Origin of the sequence: Rhizobium sp. P40RR-XXII (genome assembly GCF_012641405.1) — a bacterium.
Classification (GTDB): Bacteria; Pseudomonadota; Alphaproteobacteria; order Rhizobiales; family Rhizobiaceae; genus Rhizobium.
The window spans coordinates 68,059-85,591 of the sequence record NZ_JABAII010000011.1; the positions used below are offsets into that span (position 1 = coordinate 68,059).

At 58.4% G+C, this 17,533-nt stretch carries 14 protein-coding genes; 10 read left to right on the forward strand and 4 right to left on the reverse strand.

The genetic code is table 11. From position 1 onward, the window contains the following. Positions 1–333 precede the first annotated feature (333 nt). The 8 genes from hemE (at position 334) to HGP16_RS20840 (ending at position 9,214) form a co-directional block, all read left to right on the forward strand. Positions 334–1,368: a uroporphyrinogen decarboxylase gene (hemE, locus tag HGP16_RS20805; RefSeq protein ID WP_168841908.1), complete on the forward strand. Its 1,035-nt coding sequence runs from the start codon at positions 334–336 to the stop codon at positions 1,366–1,368. After that, positions 1,368–1,913, forward strand: coding sequence for a protoporphyrinogen oxidase HemJ (gene hemJ / locus HGP16_RS20810; protein WP_205926642.1), 546 nt, complete (start codon positions 1,368–1,370; stop codon positions 1,911–1,913). Before hemE ends, hemJ begins: the two co-directional genes overlap by 1 nt. A 199-nt stretch (positions 1,914–2,112) precedes the next feature. Next, on the forward strand, positions 2,113–3,378 hold the full coding sequence (gene rho / locus HGP16_RS20815) for a transcription termination factor Rho (RefSeq protein ID WP_205926641.1): 1,266 nt from the start codon (positions 2,113–2,115) through the stop codon (positions 3,376–3,378). Between the two features lie 137 nt (positions 3,379–3,515). Next, positions 3,516–4,850, forward strand: a complete 1,335-nt coding sequence (gene mnmE, locus HGP16_RS20820; RefSeq protein WP_168841909.1) for a tRNA uridine-5-carboxymethylaminomethyl(34) synthesis GTPase MnmE — start codon at positions 3,516–3,518, stop codon at positions 4,848–4,850. A 107-nt stretch (positions 4,851–4,957) separates the two neighbouring features. Further along, positions 4,958–6,838 carry a tRNA uridine-5-carboxymethylaminomethyl(34) synthesis enzyme MnmG gene (gene mnmG / locus HGP16_RS20825; protein WP_168841910.1) on the forward strand — a complete coding sequence of 627 codons (1,881 nt, stop codon included), beginning with the start codon at positions 4,958–4,960 and terminating at the stop codon, positions 6,836–6,838. Between the two features lie 25 nt (positions 6,839–6,863). After that, the gene (gene rsmG / locus HGP16_RS20830; RefSeq protein WP_168841911.1) at positions 6,864–7,481 is read left to right on the forward strand and encodes a 16S rRNA (guanine(527)-N(7))-methyltransferase RsmG; all 618 of its coding nucleotides are present in this window, start codon (positions 6,864–6,866) and stop codon (positions 7,479–7,481) included. Positions 7,482–7,502: 21 nt separating this feature from the next. Next, positions 7,503–8,300 carry a ParA family protein gene (locus HGP16_RS20835; RefSeq protein ID WP_168841912.1) on the forward strand — a complete coding sequence of 266 codons (798 nt, stop codon included), beginning with the start codon at positions 7,503–7,505 and terminating at the stop codon, positions 8,298–8,300. Between the two features lie 29 nt (positions 8,301–8,329). Then, complete coding sequence (locus tag HGP16_RS20840; protein WP_168841913.1) at positions 8,330–9,214, forward strand: ParB/RepB/Spo0J family partition protein; 885 nt, start codon at positions 8,330–8,332, stop codon at positions 9,212–9,214. A 104-nt stretch (positions 9,215–9,318) separates the two neighbouring features. Here HGP16_RS20840 and holA read toward each other — a convergent pair whose 3' ends face one another. The 3 genes from holA to leuS are packed head-to-tail and all read right to left on the reverse strand — an operon-like array spanning position 9,319 to position 13,511. After that, positions 9,319–10,356: a DNA polymerase III subunit delta gene (gene holA, locus HGP16_RS20845; protein ID WP_168841914.1), complete on the reverse strand. Its 1,038-nt coding sequence runs from the start codon at positions 10,354–10,356 to the stop codon at positions 9,319–9,321. A 13-nt stretch (positions 10,357–10,369) separates the two neighbouring features. Next, a complete protein-coding gene (gene lptE / locus HGP16_RS20850; RefSeq protein WP_168841915.1) occupies positions 10,370–10,891 on the reverse strand; it encodes an LPS assembly lipoprotein LptE in 522 nt (173 codons plus the stop codon). Then, a complete protein-coding gene (gene leuS, locus HGP16_RS20855) occupies positions 10,881–13,511 on the reverse strand; it encodes a leucine--tRNA ligase (protein ID WP_168841916.1) in 2,631 nt (876 codons plus the stop codon). Before leuS ends, lptE begins: the two co-directional genes overlap by 11 nt. 201 nt (positions 13,512–13,712) lie before the next feature. On the opposite strand from leuS, the gene HGP16_RS20860 reads away from it, so the two are divergent. Next, positions 13,713–14,372 carry a YggS family pyridoxal phosphate-dependent enzyme gene (locus HGP16_RS20860; RefSeq protein WP_168841917.1) on the forward strand — a complete coding sequence of 220 codons (660 nt, stop codon included), beginning with the start codon at positions 13,713–13,715 and terminating at the stop codon, positions 14,370–14,372. 219 nt (positions 14,373–14,591) lie between these two features. Here the strand turns inward: HGP16_RS20860 and HGP16_RS20865 are convergent, their stop codons facing one another. Next, on the reverse strand, positions 14,592–15,299 hold the full coding sequence (locus tag HGP16_RS20865) for a DUF1013 domain-containing protein (protein WP_075853359.1): 708 nt from the start codon (positions 15,297–15,299) through the stop codon (positions 14,592–14,594). A gap of 225 nt (positions 15,300–15,524) precedes the next feature. Here HGP16_RS20865 and acs point away from each other — a divergent pair, with 225 nt between their 5' ends. After that, positions 15,525–17,483, forward strand: coding sequence for an acetate--CoA ligase (gene acs / locus HGP16_RS20870; RefSeq protein ID WP_168841918.1), 1,959 nt, complete (start codon positions 15,525–15,527; stop codon positions 17,481–17,483). Positions 17,484–17,533 lie beyond the last annotated feature (50 nt).

Below are 17,533 nucleotides of genomic sequence, written 5' to 3' on the forward strand. Positions count from 1 at the left end.
AAGTGGAAAACCGCCGAGTTTTCCACATTTGGGATTTTCGAGAGAAGGCCTTCGCCGCGGCTGTGGGCAATGTGGACAAGTTGAGAAGCGCAACTTCGATCCCCACTTTGTCCCCAGAACGGGATAAAGCAAATTCAGCTGCAAGCTGCTCAAATGATTGAAAGATCGTCTTTGTTTTCCACATATCGGCTCGCGGCGTTCGAATCGCTGCAAATTTCCGCGTGAGGCGCGACAAATTGGACAGGCGATGGATGAACTTTAATCCTTGATAGTCACCGACTCTAAGAAATAGAAACCTTAGATATATGTTTGGTTTTATATAGGACGACGTCTTTGACCGATGAACGCCGGAAGATCATGCGGGTGCTAAGCGGAGAAACGCTCATCCCTCCCCCTCTCTGGCTGATGCGTCAGGCAGGACGCTATCTCCCGGAATATCGCGAGACACGCGCTAAAGCTGGGAGCTTTCTCGATCTCTGTTATTCGCCCGATCACGCGGTGGAAGTGACGCTGCAGCCGATCCGTCGTTATGGCTTCGATGCGGCTATTCTTTTCTCCGACATCCTGGTCATCCCTGATGCGCTGAAACGGAATGTCCGGTTTACTGAAGGGCATGGACCGGAGATGGATCCGATCGATGAAGCCGGCATCCTGGCGCTGAAGCCGGAGGGCATCCTGGCGCATCTTGCGCCGGTCATGGAAACGGTGAGGAGGTTACGGCGGGAGCTGCCGGTGGAAACGACGCTTCTCGGCTTCTGCGGGGCACCCTGGACCGTTGCGACCTATATGATCGCCGGACATGGTACGCCCGATCAGGCCCCTGCCCGGCTATTTGCCTATCGCCATCCCAAGGCGTTCGAACATCTCTTGATGCTGCTTGCCGATATCTCAGCCGATTATCTCGTGGCGCAGATCGACGCCGGCGCAGATGCCGTGCAGATTTTCGATTCCTGGGCTGGCGTGCTCGGCGAAAAGGAATTCGCAGCTTATGCGGTCAAGCCGGTTGCGAAAATGATTGCGTCGGTGAAGGCACGGCGGCCGCAGGCTCGCGTCATCGCTTTCGCCAAGGGCGCGGGATATCTGCTGAAAACCTATCGGCAGAAGACTGGCGCCGATGCGATCGGTCTCGACTGGTCGGTGCCGCTGGCTTTCGCGCGCGAACTCCAGAAGGATGGGCCCATACAGGGAAATCTCGATCCAATGCGCGTGGTTGCCGGGGGCAAGGCTCTGGAAGAGGGGATCGACGATATTCTGCGGCATCTTGGCAGCGGTCCGCTGATTTTCAATCTCGGCCATGGCATTACGCCACAGGCGGATCCCGCCAATGTTTCGACGCTTGTCGAACGTGTGCGGGGATGGAGGAACTGATGGCGGTGGAAAAGCAGACGGATTCCGCACCTGGCCAGAAAGCCGGACGGCGCGCCTATTCCATGATCCTGATCTTCGCCGTCCTGGCGATCGGCCTGTTCGCCTGGCATCCAAGCGATCTCTATCTCTGGATCAAGGCGCTTCACATCATCGCGGTGATTTCATGGATGGCCGGCATGTTCTACCTGCCGCGGCTTTTCGTCTATCATACCGATGCCGAACCGGGTTCGCAGCAATCCGAGACGTTCAAGGTGATGGAGCAGCGGCTATTGCACTACATCATCACGCCGGCGATGATTTTGACGTGGATTTTCGGGCTCTATCTTGCCTGGTCGGTCTATGATTTTCACGGCGGATGGCTGCACGCCAAGATCGGGCTTGTCGTGCTGCTATCGGCTGTTCATGGGCATTTCAGCAGCGCGGCACGCGCTTTTGCCCGCGATGAGAACAAACATTCGGCGCGCTACTGGCGACTAATGAACGAGGCGCCGACGCTGTTGATGATCGCGATTGTCATTCTCGTGGTGGTGAAGCCATTTGCGTAAGGTGGGGCTGTATTAGGGGCAGCGTTAAATTTCTTTCATTTTGCATGCCCCCCTTGCGGTTCAGAAAGTGAGTCGCTATTTTCCCGCCATCTTCTCTTCGTGGCATGTATCCATTCTGTCGCCCGCGAGCGCCCCTATCGCGGTTCTGAATTCGAGCAACATTGCCTTTCCCCTCCTAAAAAAACGAGTAATTCCCTTCATGGCTGAAATGAAGCTTCAGGAACTGAAAAATAAATCCCCGACCGATCTCCTGGCCTTCGCCGAATCGCTCGAGGTCGAGAACGCAAGCACGATGCGCAAACAGGAACTGATGTTTGCCATTCTGAAGGTACTGGCGAGCCAGGACGTGGAAATCATCGGCGAGGGCGTCGTCGAAGTTCTGCAGGACGGCTTCGGTTTCTTGCGTTCCGCCAATGCCAACTATCTTCCCGGCCCGGACGATATCTACATCTCTCCCTCCCAGATTCGCCGCTTCTCGCTGAAGACGGGCGACACGGTCGAGGGACCGATCCGCGGACCGAAGGAAGGCGAGCGCTATTTCGCGCTGCTGAAAGTGAACACCATCAATTTCGACGATCCGGAAAAGATCCGTCACAAGGTTCACTTCGACAACCTGACGCCGCTCTATCCGAACGAGCGCTTCCGCATGGAACTCGACGTGCCCACGACGAAGGATCTGTCGCCGCGCGTGATCGACCTGGTGGCGCCGCTCGGCAAGGGCCAGCGCGGCCTGATCGTCGCACCGCCGCGCACGGGTAAGACCGTCCTGCTGCAGAACATCGCCCATTCGATCACCGCCAATCATCCGGACTGCTATCTGATCGTTCTCCTGATCGACGAACGTCCGGAAGAAGTGACCGACATGCAGCGCTCCGTTCGCGGCGAAGTCATCTCCTCGACATTCGATGAACCGGCCGTCCGGCACGTTCAGGTCGCCGAAATGGTGATCGAGAAGGCGAAGCGCCTAGTCGAACACGGACGTGACGTCGTCATCCTGCTCGATTCGATCACACGCCTCGGCCGTGCCTATAACACCGTCGTCCCCTCTTCCGGTAAGGTTTTGACTGGCGGTGTTGACGCAAACGCTCTGCAGCGCCCGAAGCGCTTCTTCGGTGCTGCCCGTAATATCGAAGAGGGTGGGTCCCTGACGATTATCGCGACGGCGCTGATCGATACCGGGAGCCGCATGGACGAAGTCATCTTCGAAGAATTCAAGGGTACCGGTAACTCGGAAATCGTTCTCGACCGCAAGGTTGCCGACAAGCGCATCTTCCCGGCGATGGATATCCTCAAGTCCGGTACGCGTAAGGAAGATCTGCTGGTGCCGCGCCAGGATCTCCAGAAAATCTTCGTTCTTCGCCGTATTCTCGCGCCAATGGGCACGACCGACGCGATCGAATTCCTGATCGACAAGCTCAAGCAGACGAAGAACAATCCGGACTTCTTCGAGTCGATGAACACCTGATCATTAGCCGGATTCGTCCACAGTGCTCTTTGGCGGCGCTGGTTGCATGTTATAGTCGGGGCCGCCTTTAAGCGGCCCCTGTTTCGTTTTAGCGACGTGATATCATCGAAGCGGGAAGTCGATGGGTATCGACTCGGATGCGGATCAATTCAATGACGGCAAATGATACGATCTATGCCCTATCCAGCGGCGGGCTGCCGGCCGGCGTTGCTGTGATCCGCATCAGCGGACCAGCAGCCTTCCCTGCCGCTCTGTCTTTGGCTGGGTCTCTGCCAGCGCCGCGGCAGGCTGCGCTGAAAACGATTCGGACTCGTAACGGTTTAATGATCGACCGCGGCCTTGTGCTGATTTTTCCCGGTCCAACCTCCTTTACCGGAGAGGATTGCGTCGAGATTCATGTTCATGGTGGTAAGGCCGTCGTCAATGCGCTTCTAACGGAACTTTCCATGTTCGACGCGTGCCGTCTTGCGGAGCATGGAGAGTTTTCGCGTCGTGCCCTTGAGAACGGGAAGATGGATCTTGTCGAGGTGGAAGGCCTGGCAGACCTTATCAGTGCCGAAACCGAGATGCAGCGGCGTCTCGCCTTGGAGCATGCCGCCGGCGGGCTATCGGACATTTATAATGGCTGGGCTGACAGGTTGACGCGCGTTCGCGCGTTGATCGAGGCGGAGCTGGATTTCGCCGACGAAGACGATGTGCCCGGCTCTGTATCGGATATTGTATGGGCGGATATGCAGCGGCTACATTCCGAACTATCCGATCATCTCAAGGGTGCGGATCTGGGCGAAATTATCCGCGACGGCTTGAAAGTGGTGATTGCCGGACCGCCGAATGCTGGCAAATCCAGCCTGATGAATGCGCTGGCAAAACGTGAAGTGGCGATTGTTACCGACATTGCTGGAACGACACGTGACGTTCTGCATGTCGACCTCAACATCGAGGGATATGCCGTCAAGCTTTACGATACGGCCGGTTTGCGGGAAACCGACGAGATTATCGAGCGCGAGGGAATACGCCGCGCCCTTAAGACCGTCGCTGATGCCGATCTCGTTCTGTCCCTGGCGGAAATCGGTGATCGTCCGCAACTGGATTTCCCAGGCTTCTCCGGCAAAATTGTCACGCTGGGGACGAAATCAGACCTATATCCCGACCAAGGCAGCAAGGAATATGACGTGCTTATTTCGTCGGAGACGGGCGTAGGATTATCGGAGCTACACCAGTTTCTTCGAAACGACCTAAAGGATCGCTCGGAATCTCTTTCATTGGCACTACCGAGCCGGCTGCGGCATCGGACATTACTCAGTGAAAGTCTGGCTGCCGTTGCGGCAGCACTTGCCTCCGAGGATCGCGGTCTCGATATCAGGGCTGAGTATTTGCGACAGGCGGCCACCAGCCTCGGGCGCATAACGGGACGCGTTGATGTCGAAGATCTGTTGGACGTGATCTTCTCGGAATTCTGCATTGGCAAATGATTCACGTGAAACATGTCCGATTGGGTGACGGACGAACGTTTCACGTGAAACCTTCTTGACTCCTGAAATTGGTGTGCCAAACAGACGGCACGACCGAGGACTTGGTGATGTTCGATAAAGTGTATGATGTGATCGTTGTGGGAGGCGGCCACGCTGGCAGCGAGGCCGCAGCCGCGGCCGCGCGCCTGGGCGCGCGCACTGTGTTGGTGACACATAAGCGAGACACGATCGGCGTCATGTCCTGCAATCCCGCCATTGGCGGCCTCGGCAAGGGTCATCTCGTGCGGGAAATCGATGCGCTTGACGGCTTGATGGGCCGGGTTGCCGATGCGGCCGGCATTCAATTCCGCATGCTCAATCGCAAGAAGGGACCTGCCGTTCGTGGCCCGCGTACGCAAGCTGATCGAAAGCTCTATCGTTTGGCCATGCAGGCCGAGATCGGTGCAATTGACAATCTCGATGTCATCGAAGGGGATGCGTTTGACCTCGTCCTCGAGCACGGGCGCGTATCCGCCGTTGCGTTGAAGGATGGCAGGGTCATCCGTTGTGGTGCCGTCGTTCTGACGACCGGAACTTTTCTTCGCGGCCTTATTCATATTGGCGACAAGAAAATCCCGGCTGGCCGTGTCGGCGAAGAACCTTCAGTTGGGCTTTCGGCAACATTGTTGCGACATGGGCTTGCCCTTGGACGTTTGAAGACCGGAACCCCGGCCCGCCTTGACGGCACGACCATCGATTGGGCCTCTGTCGGGAAACAGGGCGCCGACGAGGATCCCACGCCTTTCTCTTTCATGACTGATTCCATCGTCAATCCGCAGATTGAATGTGGCGTCACGCGAACGACACCGGAGACACATAGGATCATTGCCGACAATCTAAAGCGTTCGGCGATGTATTCCGGACAGATTGAAGGTGTCGGACCGCGCTATTGCCCCTCCATTGAGGACAAGATCGTTAAGTTTGGGGAGCGCGACGGCCATCAGATATTCCTGGAACCGGAAGGTCTCGATGATACGACTGTCTATCCGAACGGCATATCGACCTCCCTTCCCGAGGACGTCCAAGAGAATTTCATTAAAACCATTCCGGGTCTGGAACGAGTCAGAATCCTCCAATACGCCTATGCGATTGAATATGATCATGTGGATCCGCGCGAGCTGAAGCTCTCTCTGGAGGTGGAAAAGATTCCCGGGCTTTTCCTTGCCGGCCAGATCAACGGCACCACCGGATATGAAGAGGCTGGAGCGCAGGGTCTTGTTGCGGGGCTGAATGCTGCGCGCCTTGCTTCCGGCGGCAAAGCCATAGAATTCAGCCGAACGGACTCCTATATCGGCGTGATGATAGACGATCTGACGTCACGCGGCGTTGCAGAACCCTATCGCATGTTTACCTCGCGCGCGGAATACCGCCTTTCCCTGCGGGCCGATAATGCGGATGTGCGCCTGACCCCGGTCGGCCTATCCATCGGTTGCGTGGGCGCCGATCGCGCATCGCGGTTCGGAGGGTATGTGACGAAGCTCGAGCAGGCGCGTGCGCGCCTGAGGGATTTGAAGATTACGCCAAGCGAGGCCGAGAAGGCCGGAATGCATTTGAATAGGGATGGTCAGCGCCGTTCTGCTTATGAGCTTCTCTCTCATCCGGGTCAATCGATCGAGACGCTGTCCCGTCTTTGGCCTGAGCTGCAATCCATGGAGCGGGGCGTTACCGAAGCGATCGAGATCGAGGCCGCTTACGCGGTTTATATGGACCGGCAGGCGGCGGATATCGCACAGGTCCGGAAAGAGGAAGAGCGGGCCATTCCGCTCGACTTCGACTTTGCCATTCTCTCAGGATTGTCTAATGAGCTGAAGCAGAAGCTCGCCGCGGCAAATCCGAAGAACATTGCTCAGGCGTCGCGGATTGATGGAATGACGCCAGCGGCTATTTCCTTATTGCTGGCGCATCTTAGGAAGGCGAGCAATCAGGACGAGCAGAAGCTCGTATCCTGATCCTACAAGGTTAGAGAGTCCAAATATGGAATTGAACGGTGTACGTGTTTCACGTGAAACACAGGAGCGGTTGCAGCATTTCGCCCAACTTTTCCAGAAATGGGCGAAAACTATCAATCTTGTCGCGCCTTCTACTGTCGATGATCTCTGGCGCCGCCATATTGCCGATAGCGCGCAGATTTTTCAGCTCCATCCCGTGCCGAGTCATTGGGTCGATCTAGGTAGCGGCGGCGGCTTTCCCGGCGTGATAACGGCAATTCTCCTGGCTGAAACGGGCGCGGGACATGTTGATTTAATTGAAAGCAATCAGAAGAAGGCTGCTTTTCTGCGCGTGTGCCTGCGGGAATGCGAAGCGCGCGGCGCCGTTCACGCCGTTCGCATCGAAAACGCACCTACTGTCGCCCAGCATTGCGATGCGATCTCGGCGCGGGCTCTTGCGGAGCTGGAATTGTTGCTTGATTACGCGGCGCCCTGGCGCGAGCGCAACGAAAATCTACGGCTTTTTCTGCACAAAGGCCGGGATTACGAGCGTGAGCTTGAGAAAGCCCGTGGTCGTTGGGAATTCGATCTGGTAAAACATCGGAGTGTCGTCGAGCAAGATTCCGTCATTTTGGAGCTGAGTCGACTGCGATGCGTGAATTAACCATAATTGGATGTGCGGCAGATGATCGGCGAGCGAAACCGGATTATTACCATCGCAAATCAAAAGGGCGGAGTCGGCAAGACCACGACCGCCATCAACTTGGCGACCGCTCTTGCTGCGATCGGTGAGCGCGTCCTGATCGTTGATCTCGACCCACAGGGCAATGCCAGTACGGGTCTTGGGATCGAGCGGCGAGATCGAAAACTATCCTCCTATGATCTCCTGGTAGGCACCCATTCGATCATGGATACCGTCCAGGAAACCGCCGTCCCAAATCTCTTCATCGTGCCATCGACGATGGATCTGCTCGGTGTCGAAATGGAGATTGCACAGCAGCCGGATCGGGTCTTCAAGCTTCGCCGGTCGCTGAATGCGCCGGAGGCCCTCGCCTTCTCCTATATTCTGGTCGATTGCCCGCCGTCCTTCAATTTGCTGACGATGAATGCCATGGCTGCGGCACATTCCGTGTTGGTGCCGTTGCAGTGCGAATTTTTCGCACTGGAAGGCCTCAGCCAGCTCCTGGAAACTGTTGATCAGGTTCGCCGCACGGTCAATCCATCCCTGGATATTCAGGGGATCGTTTTGACGATGTTCGACTCCCGCAACAATCTGGCACAGCAGGTGGTCAGCGATGTTCGCACCCATTTGGGTGAGAAAGTCTACCATACGTTGATTCCGCGCAACGTACGCGTGTCCGAGGCGCCTTCCTATGGGAAGCCAGCCATTCTCTATGACCTGAAATGCGCAGGCAGCCAGGCTTATCTGCAATTGGCTTCGGAAGTGATCCAAAGAGAGCGGCAGCGCAAGGCTGCCGCATGATATGTATTGTTCCAGAGTGAGTATCGGTAATGAATGATGATCTTTCGAAGCGGCGTCTCGGGCGCGGATTGGCGGCTCTCATCGGTGAGATGGACCAGCCAACGCCAGTGGATGCGGGCAAGCCGGCGGTCAATCCGGATCGTCTGGTGCCGATCGAATTCATCAACCGGAACCCGAGAAACCCGCGCCGCTATTTCGATGAAACGGAGCTGCATGATCTTGCCAGCTCCATCCGCCAGCACGGTATCGTCCAGCCGGTCGTCGCGCGAACGATTTCGGCGGACCGCTATGAGATCATAGCCGGCGAAAGACGCTGGCGAGCAGCGCAGCTTGCCGGCCTGATCGAAATTCCGGTCATTGTCCGGGATGTCGACGACAAGACCGCTCTTGAAATTGCGATTGTCGAAAACGTCCAGCGTGCCGATCTCAACCCACTTGAAGAGGCGCTGGGCTACGAGCAGCTAATCGCTGAGCATGGCTATACGCAGAACGATCTCGGCGAAATCATCGGCAAGAGCCGCAGCCATGTCGCCAACTCGCTGCGACTGCTGAAGCTGCCCGATCCGGTGCGCGATATGCTTGCGGGCGGCAGTCTGTCTGCCGGTCATGCGCGTGCCCTGGTGTCGACATCCGATCCAGCTGCGCTGGCCCGCACCATCGTGTCCAAGGGCATGTCGGTGCGCGATGCCGAGCGATTGGCGCAGAATGATATCAAGGCCCAGAACGATCCTCGCCCCGCCGGTGCGCGCAAGGACGAAAAGGATTCCGATACACTGGCGCTGGAGCGTACACTCTCCGATACGCTCGGTTTGGACGTTTCGATCAATCATCGCGGCAATGGCGGCCAGGTGAAGATCAGTTACAAGACGCTGGAGCAGCTCGAGGAGATCTGCCGGTTGCTGGAGCGGCGCTGAAGGCATTCCGCAGCTTTGCAATTACAGTCAGCCGGCTAAAGGCAAAGCTTGGTCCATTGGAAATGGATCCGTAGCCATTTGCGCCGGCTGTTTCCTGCGAAACATCAACCCTTTCGAGCCGATTGCAGCGTGGTTGCCAATAGGGTCTGGGTGGCAATAGTATCTTCCAGGCTGGCCCGCTGGCGTGTCTGAAGAATAGCGCTTTGCAATCTGTTCATTTCCCGGGCAATCGCTGGCGCGGTCCAGCTCCGGAGCGCCTGTTCGATGAGAGGCTTGCGGCGGAAATGCAGATGGCGGCCGTGCGTCTGCATGACCTGGGCGGGAGCGATCCGCTTTTCATCCATCTCCGCCCGCATCGTATCAAGCATCTGAAACTGTCTCAGACAGCCCTGTAACACGAGGAACATCGGCGTTTTAGATGAGGAAATCCTCTGCATGGCGCGCAGGAAGGCCTCCGAATCACCCTTCAGAATGGCATCGACGGCGTCATCAGCGGAAACCGCGCTGGCGTCACCGATAATCTCGATGACGTGTTGTTCCTCGATCATGTCCTGGCCGCGGCAGTAAAGGGCAAGTTTGCGCACTTCGTTGCGTGACGCGATGCGATCGCCTCCGAGAAGCTCCAGCAATGTCTGGCGAGCGGCAGGCGTAATACGCAGTCCCTCATTGGACAGCTCAGTATCTATCAGGCTATTGAGAGCCCTGACATCATCGGCATAGCAGGGAATGGTAGCGATGCTGCGAGTCGGCTCCGCAACCTTGCGCAGCCCTGATCCTTTTTTGAGATCGCCGGCTTCGATGATGACAAAGCTGGTGTCCGGAGGATTGTCGGCAACGATCTGCAGGGAATCGATGAGCGCCTTTTCATTGGCGGCACCGCGAATCCAGACGAGCTTCTCGCCGCCGAACAGACCGATGGCATTCACTTCGTCAAGCAGGCGGCCGGCATCATTCTGCAGGTCTGTGACGTCGAGCTTAATGAGAGAAAAAGCATCGTTCAGGTCGACGCCGGTCTTGCCGGCGATTTGCGCAGCCCGTTCAGACACCAGGCCGCGATCCGGCCCATAAATGACAAAAATGCGATAGTTTCGCGCGGCATTATGGAGGAACCCGTCGAATTCGTGAGACTTGATTTCCGCCATGCCGCGCTCTCTATCAGCGGCTGAGCGCGGCTGCGATGTCGACAGCCACCATCTCGGCAACTTCGCGGGCTGCCCGATCTTCCGAATCACGGATCGCGCGCTGCTTGCCGAATTCCTGCGTTGGGAAGTCGACGAGCGATGTTACCGAGCGGCTGCCGGATTTAAGCACCTTTCCGCTAGCTGCTTCCTTCAGCGTGAAGGACGCAGTCACCGTGGTGCGACCAGCTGCCGACGTACTGGACGACGGCAGATAGAGAACGCCTCCCGTACCCGAGGCGACACTGAGGTCGACGGTATATTTCGGCGTCTTCGTTTCACCGGCGCCTCGACCTGCAATGAAGATCAGCTGATTGCGGACCTGCAGGCCGACGCGTGAGTTGGCGTCGGAGAAGGCAACTTCGGAAAGTTTCTGCGTAACACCCGTGCTGACGGCGTAGAGCGGCCGAACCTGGCAGGAGGACAGAAGACCGGTAACGGCCACAAGAGAGGCGACGCCGGCGATGCGGGCGAACTTGAAAAAACTATCAGACGACAATGTTTACGATCCTCTGTGGAACGACGATGATCTTCTTTGGCGCCTGACCATTCAATGCGCTCGTAACGGCATCCAGGGCGAGCACGGCTTGTTGCACGGCATTCTGATCCGCATCGCGCGCGATTGTCAATTCAGCGCGCTTCTTGCCGTTGACCTGAACGGGATAGACGATCTCGTTCTCGATGACGAGCACTTCGTCATAGGCAGGCCACGCGCTGGTAGCGATCATATTGACGTTGCCAAGCACTGCCGAGCATTCTTCAGCCAGGTGCGGCGTAATCGGTGCAACGAGCGCAATCAGGATTTCGACGGCTTCGCGAACGGCCGAACGATAAGAAACATCGGCCTGGCCGGTTGCGACCCTGCTCAGCGGTGCCGCCAGCGCATTGACGAATTCATAGATGCGCGCCACGGCCTTGTTGAAGGCGAGCTTGTCGTAGTCACCTTGAACCGCCTTCAGCGTGCGATGGGCGATCTGCGAAATCGCCAGCGCATCGCCCTCCTTAGCCGGAGTCGATTCGACCATCTTCAGAGCTTCGGCCGCTTCGGAGACCAGGCGCCACATGCGTTGCGTGAAACGATGCGCGCCTTCGACGCCTGCTTCCGACCAGATCACATCGCGATCGGGCGGCGAATCGGAGAGCACGAAGAAGCGTGCGGTATCGGCACCATAGGAGGCGATGATGTCATCGGGATCGACGACGTTCTTCTTCGACTTCGACATCTTCTCAATCGAGCCGATGGCAATGTCCTCGCCATTCGACAGCAGGGTGGCGCGGCGCTGACCGTCCACCTCCTCGATGCGGATATCGGCCGGCGACACCCATTCGCGCGTCAAACCACTACCGCGGCTATAGGTCTCGTGCACCACCATCCCTTGCGTGAACAGGCCCTTGAAGGGTTCCTTCACGTCGAGATGGCCGGTCTCGCGCATGGCGCGGGTGAAGAAGCGCGAATAAAGCAGATGCAGGATCGCGTGCTCGATGCCGCCGATATACTGGTCGACGGGCAGCCAGTGGTTGGCGGCCTTCTGATCCGTCGGCTGGCTTTCCCAGGGCGCGGTGAAGCGGGCGAAATACCAGCTGGAATCGACGAAAGTATCCATCGTATCGGTTTCACGGCGCGCATCCTTGTCGCATTGCGGGCAGGCAACATGCCGCCAGGTGGCGTGCCGGTCGAGTGGGTTGCCCGGCTGGTCGAAGGTGACGTCGTCGGGCAGCTTGACCGGCAGGTCCTTTTTCGGCACGGGCAGCACGCCGCAATCGTCGCAATGAATGACAGGGATCGGGCAGCCCCAGTAGCGCTGGCGGGAAATGCCCCAATCACGCAGGCGGAAATTCACCTTGCGTTCGGCTTGCGGCGCATTGCCGAGGCTCGTTTCCGAGAGCTTCGTCGCCACCGTCTCGAAGCCTTCCCCGGTGCTCAGGCCGTCGAGGAAACGGGAATTAATCATGACGCCATCGCCGTCATAGGCGGTGTCGCCAACACTGAAACTTGCGGCGTCGCCATCCTGCGGCATGACGACAGGCACAACGGGCAGGCCGTATTTGCGAGCAAAATCCAGGTCGCGCTGGTCGCCGGACGGGCAGCCGAAAATGGCGCCCGTGCCATAGTCCATCAGCACGAAATTGGCGACGTAGACGGGCAATTCCCAGGATGGATCGAAGGGATGGCGAACCCGAATACCGGTATCCATGCCCTTCTTTTCCGCCGTTTCCAAGGCAGCCAGCGAGGTGCCGGCGCGCCGGCACTCCTCGCAGAAGGACTCGATCGCAGGATCTTTGGCGGCCGCTTCCTTGGCCAGCGGGTGGTCGGCGGAGATCGCCAGGAAGGACGCGCCGAACAGCGTGTCCGGGCGCGTCGTATAGACCGTGATCTCGCGATCGCTATTGGGAGCGGTTTCCGGCACAATCTCCCAGCGAACGGTAAGGCCCTCCGACCGGCCGATCCAATTCTTCTGCATCAACCGCACTTTTTCCGGCCAATGGTCGAGCGTGTCCAGGGCATCAAGCAGTTCCTGGCTGAATTCGGTGATCTTGAAGAACCATTGCGTCAGTTCGCGCTGTTCCACGAGCGCACCGGAGCGCCAGCCGCGACCGTCGATGACCTGCTCGTTGGCGAGAACGGTATTGTCGACCGGGTCCCAATTGACCTTGGACTTCTTGCGATAGACCAGGCCTTTCTCCATCATGTCGATGAAGAGCATCTGCTGACGGTGATAGTAATCGACATCACAAGTTGCGAACTCGCGGCTCCAGTCGAGCGACAGGCCCATGGCCTTCAGCTGGGTGCGCATCGAGGCGATGTTCTGGTAGGTCCATTCTTTCGGATGCACCTTGTTGTCGCGCGCGGCATTTTCCGCCGGCATCCCGAAGGCGTCCCAGCCCATCGGGTGCAGCACGTTGTAGCCGCGGGCGCGCTTATAGCGGGCGACGACATCGCCCATGGCGTAGTTGCGCACATGACCCATATGGATGCGGCCCGACGGATAAGGAAACATCTCTAGAACGTAGTATTTCTCGCGCGGATCATCATTGTCGGTCACGAAGACCTCGTCTTCGTTCCATTTCTGCTGCCAGCGGGGCTCGGCGTCGCGCGGATTATAACGTTCGGTCGTCATCTGATCTTGTATTCCGGAAAATCATGGGGAGTTAGGGGGTGACCTTCACCACGAAACTACCCAAGCGTCAAGTTTAGCAGTTGCAGCAAGTGCCTTATCTTGCAAAGCAAAGCCGGATTCGGGCGTATTCGCCCTTGGCAAAACCCGCCTGCCTCATTACTGCAAAGTCTAAGAAGCAAGCGAAGATATCGAGGCGAAAAGATGGAACTTCAAGAGCGCCTGAACGAAGTTCGTTCCCATATCGCGGCTGCCGAGCGTCAGGCCGGCAAAGCTACCGGCTCCGTGCAGCTCGTTGCCGTTTCCAAGACTTTCGATGCCGATCAGATCCGCCCGGCGATTTCGGCCGGCCAGCGGGTGTTCGGTGAGAACCGCGTGCAGGAAAGCCAGGGCAAATGGCCGGAGCTGAAGGCTGAAACGCCTGACATCGAGCTGCATCTGATCGGGCCGCTGCAATCGAACAAGGCCGCGGAGGCCGTGGCGCTGTTCGATGTCATCGAGACGATCGACCGGGAAAAGATCGCGCGCACCATCGCCGACGAAATGAAGCGGCAGGGCAAGACTTTGCGCCTCTATGTGCAGGTCAATACCGGGCTGGAACCGCAAAAGGCGGGTATCGCGCCCGACGATACGGCCGATTTCGTCGATTTTTGCCGCAAGGAGCTCGGTCTTTCGGTCGAGGGCCTGATGTGCATTCCGCCGGCAGACGAAAATCCGGGCCCGCATTTTGCCCTGCTTGCAAAGCTGGCCAAGCAGGCCGGCGTCGAAAAGCTCTCCATGGGCATGTCGAGCGATTACGAAACCGCCGTCGCCTTCGGCGCGACCAGCGTTCGCGTCGGCTCTGCGATTTTCGGGGCGCGATAAATTCTGCCAAAAATAAGCGTGCCGAAAGCCCTTGGCGCGCGCTCACCCTCGTGGTTCGCGAGGCTTCGGCCCCTCGACAGGCTCGGGAGCCTGCGCACCTTACCACGAGGCGCGCAGCCTCGAAGTGCAAGGATGGCCCGGACCTTCCGGCTAACAAAAGCCAACAAAAAAGCCCCGGTTTCGGCCGAGGCTTTGTAACAAGGTCCGCTATGCCGGATCTTAGAACTGATCGTCGTCCTCGTCGTCGCGGCTGGTCGACTTCAGCGACTTCAGCTTGGCGAAAACGGCGTCGGCGTCGATTTCCTTTTCCTTCTCTTCTTCACGCTCATAGCTGAAGCCGAGCTTTTCGGTTTCCTGGGCCGGCTGCAGGGTTGCGCCGAGTTCGGCGGCGGTCGGCAGCGGACGGCCCTTGGCGGCCTTTTCGACTTCCATGTCGAGGTCGATCTGGCTGCAGAGGCCGAGGGTGACCGGGTCCATCGGCGCCAGGTTGGCAGAGTTCCAATGGGTGCGGTCGCGAATCTGCTCGATGGTCGACTTGGTGGTGCCGACCAGGCGAGAAATCTGCGCGTCCTTCAGTTCCGGATGGTTTCGCACCAGCCAGAGGATGGCGTTCGGGCGATCCTGACGCTTGGAAACCGGCGTGTAGCGCGGGCCGCGGCGCTTGGATTCAGGCACGCGGACCTTCGGCTCGGAAAGCTTCAGCTTGTGGTTCGGGTTGGCTTCGGCGCGGGCGATTTCATCGCGCGTCAGCTGACCGGTCGAGATCGGGTCGAGGCCCTTGATGCCCTGTGCAGCTTCGCCATCGGCAATGGCCTTCACTTCGAGCGGATGCAGCTTGCAGAATTGCGCGATCTGGTCGAATGACAAGGCTGTATTGTCGACAAGCCAGATGGCGGTTGCCTTCGGCATGAGCAATTGTTGAGCCATGGATATAGTCCTTCTGTCAGTCCGCGCCGGTGTCGCGGTCCGGGGTGTAACACCTCAATGTCCGGGAAATACGGCCCTATATAGCGATAGTGTCGCGGAATTGCAATTCTTTGCGCATGAAATGCACTTTGTCCAATTGCTGTCGTAGTTTGACCTGCTATTGATTGCGCGGAAAGAGCACTCGAATTTGCAAATTGGAGTGCCAACTGAATTGAGGAGGAGAGAATGTCGGAGAAGGTTCATCCGGTGACGAAGCCGGTGAAGGCGCGTGCTTTGATCGATGCGGCGAAGTACCGGAAATGGTATGAGCAGAGCGTCGAGGATCCCGACAAGTTCTGGGGCAAGCACGGCAAGCGCATTGACTGGTTCAAGCCCTATACCAAGGTGAAGAACACGTCGTTCACCGGTAAGGTCTCGATCAAGTGGTTCGAGGACGGCGTCACCAATGTTTCCTATAATTGCATCGACCGGCATCTGAAGAAGCACGGCGATCGCGTCGCCTTCATCTGGGAGGGCGACAATCCCTATCTCGACAAGAAGATCACCTATAACGAGCTCTACGAGCAGGTCTGCCGGCTGGCGAATGTGTTGAAGAAGCACGGCGTCAAGAAGGGTGACCGCGTCACCATCTACATGCCGATGATCCCGGAGGCGGCTTACGCGATGCTGGCCTGCGCCCGCATCGGCGCGGTGCATTCGGTTGTCTTCGGCGGCTTTTCGCCGGAAGCGCTCGCCGGCCGCATCGTCGATTGCCAGTCGACCTTCGTCATCACCTGCGACGAAGGCGTCCGCGGCGGCAAGTCGATCCCGCTGAAGGACAATACCGATACGGCAATCAAGATTGCCGCCAAGCAGAAGGTCGCGGTCAAGAATGTGCTGGTGGTGCGCCGCACCGGCGGCAAGGTTGCCTGGGAGCCCGGCCGCGATCTCTGGTACCACGAGGAAATCGCCAGGGTGAAGGCCGATTGCCCGCCGGTAAAGATGAAGGCGGAAGATCCGCTGTTCATTCTCTATACCTCCGGCTCGACCGGCAAGCCGAAGGGCGTGCTGCACACGACGGCCGGCTATCTCGTCTATGTGGCGATGACGCATGAATATGTGTTCGACTATCACCCCGGCGATATCTACTGGTGCACGGCCGATGTCGGCTGGGTGACCGGCCATTCCTATATCGTCTACGGCCCGCTCGCCAACGCCGCGACCTCACTGATGTTCGAAGGCGTGCCGAACTATCCCGACCAGGGCCGGTTCTGGGATGTCATCGACAAGCACAAGGTCAACATATTCTATACCGCGCCGACGGCGATCCGCTCGCTGATGGGGGCCGGCGATCAGTTCGTCAAGCGCGCCTCGCGCTCCAGCCTGCGCATCCTCGGCACGGTCGGCGAGCCGATCAATCCGGAAGCCTGGGAATGGTATTACAAGGTGGTCGGCGACAGCCACTGCCCGATCGTCGATACCTGGTGGCAGACGGAGACCGGCGGCCACATGATCACGCCGCTTCCGGGTGCGACCGACCTGAAGCCCGGCTCGGCCACCCTGCCCTTCTTCGGCGTGCAACCGGAGTTGGTCGACAATGAGGGCAATGTGCTGGAAGGGGCCGCCGACGGCAATCTCGTCATTGCCGATAGCTGGCCGGGGCAGATGCGCACGGTCTATGGCGACCATGAGCGCTTCATCCAGACCTACTTCTCCACCTACAAGGGCAAGTACTTCACCGGCGACGGCTGCCGCCGCGACGAGGACGGCTATTACTGGATCACCGGCCGCGTCGACGACGTGCTGAACGTCTCGGGCCATCGCCTCGGCACGGCGGAGGTGGAATCGGCGCTGGTGTCGCACAGCCACGTGTCGGAGGCGGCAGTGGTCGGCTATCCGCATTCTATCAAGGGCCAGGGCATCTATTGCTATGTGACGCTGATGGTCGGCCAGGAAGGCTCGGATGCGCTGCGGCAGGAGCTGGTGAAGCATGTGCGCGCCGAAATCGGCCCGATCGCCTCGCCCGACAAGATCCAGTTCACCCCCGGCCTGCCGAAAACCCGCTCGGGCAAGATCATGCGCCGCATCCTGCGCAAGATCGCCGAGGACGATTTCGGCGCACTCGGCGATACCTCGACGCTCGCCGACCCCGCCGTCGTCGACGATCTCATCGCAAACCGGCAGAACAAGCCCGATGCGGCGTAAGTCGAGCCAGGGGCATTAGGCCATTCGATATTAGGCGGGAGCGTGGCTCT

Bases quoted from the DNA above. Each gene is read 5' to 3' on its own strand.
- hemJ (WP_205926642.1), top strand. From the start codon at position 1,368: ATGGCGGTGGAAAAGCAGACGGATTCCGCACCTGGCCAGAAAGCCGGA.
- rho (WP_205926641.1), top strand. From the start codon at position 2,113: ATGGCTGAAATGAAGCTTCAGGAACTGAAAAATAAATCCCCGACCGAT.
- mnmE (WP_168841909.1), top strand. From the start codon at position 3,516: ATGCGGATCAATTCAATGACGGCAAATGATACGATCTATGCCCTATCC.
- mnmG (WP_168841910.1), top strand. From the start codon at position 4,958: ATGTTCGATAAAGTGTATGATGTGATCGTTGTGGGAGGCGGCCACGCT.
- rsmG (WP_168841911.1), top strand. From the start codon at position 6,864: ATGGAATTGAACGGTGTACGTGTTTCACGTGAAACACAGGAGCGGTTG.
- HGP16_RS20835 (WP_168841912.1), top strand. From the start codon at position 7,503: ATGATCGGCGAGCGAAACCGGATTATTACCATCGCAAATCAAAAGGGC.
- HGP16_RS20840 (WP_168841913.1), top strand. From the start codon at position 8,330: ATGAATGATGATCTTTCGAAGCGGCGTCTCGGGCGCGGATTGGCGGCT.
- holA (WP_168841914.1), bottom strand. From the start codon at position 10,356: ATGGCGGAAATCAAGTCTCACGAATTCGACGGGTTCCTCCATAATGCC.
- leuS (WP_168841916.1), bottom strand. From the start codon at position 13,511: ATGACGACCGAACGTTATAATCCGCGCGACGCCGAGCCCCGCTGGCAG.
- HGP16_RS20860 (WP_168841917.1), top strand. From the start codon at position 13,713: ATGGAACTTCAAGAGCGCCTGAACGAAGTTCGTTCCCATATCGCGGCT.
- HGP16_RS20865 (WP_075853359.1), bottom strand. From the start codon at position 15,299: ATGGCTCAACAATTGCTCATGCCGAAGGCAACCGCCATCTGGCTTGTC.
- acs (WP_168841918.1), top strand. From the start codon at position 15,525: ATGTCGGAGAAGGTTCATCCGGTGACGAAGCCGGTGAAGGCGCGTGCT.